Below are 1,856 nucleotides of genomic sequence, written 5' to 3'. Positions count from 1 at the left end.
GGCATCGATACCCGTTTCTACAAGGTCGTCGCCTTCGCGCTCTCGGCATTTTTCGTCGGCATGGCGGGTGCCGTGTGGGGCGAATATTTGACCTACCTCCGCCCCAATATCTTCCTGCTCATCCTGGTCTCCGCCAATCTGGTTTTGATGTGCATTCTCGGCGGCAAGGGCACCATCGCCGGACCGGTGGTTGGCGCCATCCTGATCGTTGCGCTCAACGAGATATTCGTCGCCACCATGGGCGCTTCGGAGGTCAACATTCTCGGCACCGGCCTCGTCATGGCGCTCGGGTTGATGTTCTTCCCGCTCGGGTTGATCGGCACGCTCGCCAAAAGCGGCAAGCTCCCTCGGTTCCTCAACTGGGACTAGCTACTAGCCGCTTGAGCCCCGTGAACCCAAACCTCGTGCAGACAGCGAGAGGAAAATGACATGCCGGAGTTTGTTCTTCACAACGCGCCGCAGTCGACCTGCAGCCAGCGCGTTCGTTATGTCCTTCACGCCAAGGGCAAGGATTTCGAGGAACACAAGCTCGACCTGTTCAAGGGCGACCAGCTCAGGMCGGAATATCTGGCGATCAACCCGAACGGCGTGGTGCCGACGCTGCTGCACCACGGTGCTGCGGTCACCGATTCCGCCGTCATCGTCGAGTACATCGAGGACATTTTCGGCGACGTGACGCCGCTTCGGCCGCGCGATCCGCTTGATGTGGCGCGGATGCGGGCGATGATGCGCTTCATCGACGAGGTGCCGACGCCGGCGGTCCGCGTGCCGTCCTACAACCTTGCCTTCCTGCCGCACTACCAGTCGATGAGCGAGCAGGAGTTCCAGGCGCTGTGTGACAGCAAGCCGTTGCGGCGCGAGTTCCTGATGAAGATGGGCCGCACCGGTTTCCCTAGGGCGGACATGGACGAAGCGCTTGGCCGCCTGCAGCGCGGCATCGACCGCATGACGACATGGCTGAGCGCTAACGGCAGACCCTGGCTGATGGGCAAGGAGATGACGCTGGCCGACATCTCGATCATGCCCGTCATCGTCAGGATGGACGACATCAATCTCGCGGGCATGTGGAGTTCCGCGCCCGAGATCGGCCGCTGGCTCGACAGGATCAGGGCAACCGACGCCTTCGCCAGGACCTACTACCACGGCTCGCTGCTGACCGAAAAATACCCACATCTGCGCACGGCCGCGAACCAAGCCGAACCTGCCGAAGCCTGACTTCGGAAGCATTGGAGAACGACGATGAACCATATCAGCATCGAGCCGAAGCTCATCACCAGGGAAGCCGACGTAACGCCGACCGTGCTTGCGGCGATGGCGGACACCGACAATCCCCGGCTCAAAGAGATCATGACCGCGCTGGTGACGCATCTGCACCAGTTCGTGCTGGAGACGCGCCCGACGGAAGAGGAGTATGAGTACGCGCTGCGCTGGATCGTCGAGATCGGCCAACTCACCAACGAGTTCCACAACGAGGTCGTTCTTGCCGCCGACGTGCTCGGTGCTTCGACGCTGATCGACCTGATCAACAACAACGGCATGCAGGGGGAAACGATGTCGGCGCTGCTCGGGCCGTTCTATCGCGGCCATGCGCCGCTGTGCCAGTCCGGCGATTGCATCGCGCGCTCGGACACGCCTGGAGCTTCGCTGTTCTTCAAGGGCAAGGTCTTCGGCGCGGACGGCGCCCCGATCGCAGGCGCGACGCTCGATGTGTGGCAGGCTTCGCCCGTCGGCCTCTACGAGAACCAGGACGAAGGCCAGGAGGATTTCAATCTTCGCGGCAAGTTCACCAGCGGTGCCGACGGCCGGTTCCATTTCCAGTCGGTGAAGCCTGCGGGTTATCCCGTGCCGACCGACGG

The 1,856-nt window shown here is 62.4% G+C and carries 3 protein-coding genes; all 3 read left to right on the top strand.

The features are described 5' to 3' along the window. Window positions 1-369 (top strand): ABC transporter permease subunit (locus AC1DUU_RS30990; RefSeq protein ID WP_476787139.1); only part of this gene is annotated, 369 nt, incomplete at its 5' end. A gap of 60 nt (window positions 370-429) precedes the next feature. Beyond that, on the top strand, window positions 430-1,215 hold the full coding sequence (locus tag AC1DUU_RS30985) for a glutathione S-transferase family protein (protein ID WP_476787138.1): 786 nt from the start codon (window positions 430-432) through the stop codon (window positions 1,213-1,215). 24 nt (window positions 1,216-1,239) lie between these two features. After that, window positions 1,240-1,856: dioxygenase (locus AC1DUU_RS30980; RefSeq protein ID WP_476787137.1), on the top strand; the 617-nt coding region annotated here is incomplete at its 3' end.

The sequence above is a fragment of the Aminobacter sp. P4_H6_2 genome, from assembly GCF_056400805.1.
This window is presented reverse-complemented; position numbering and strand designations above follow the sequence as displayed.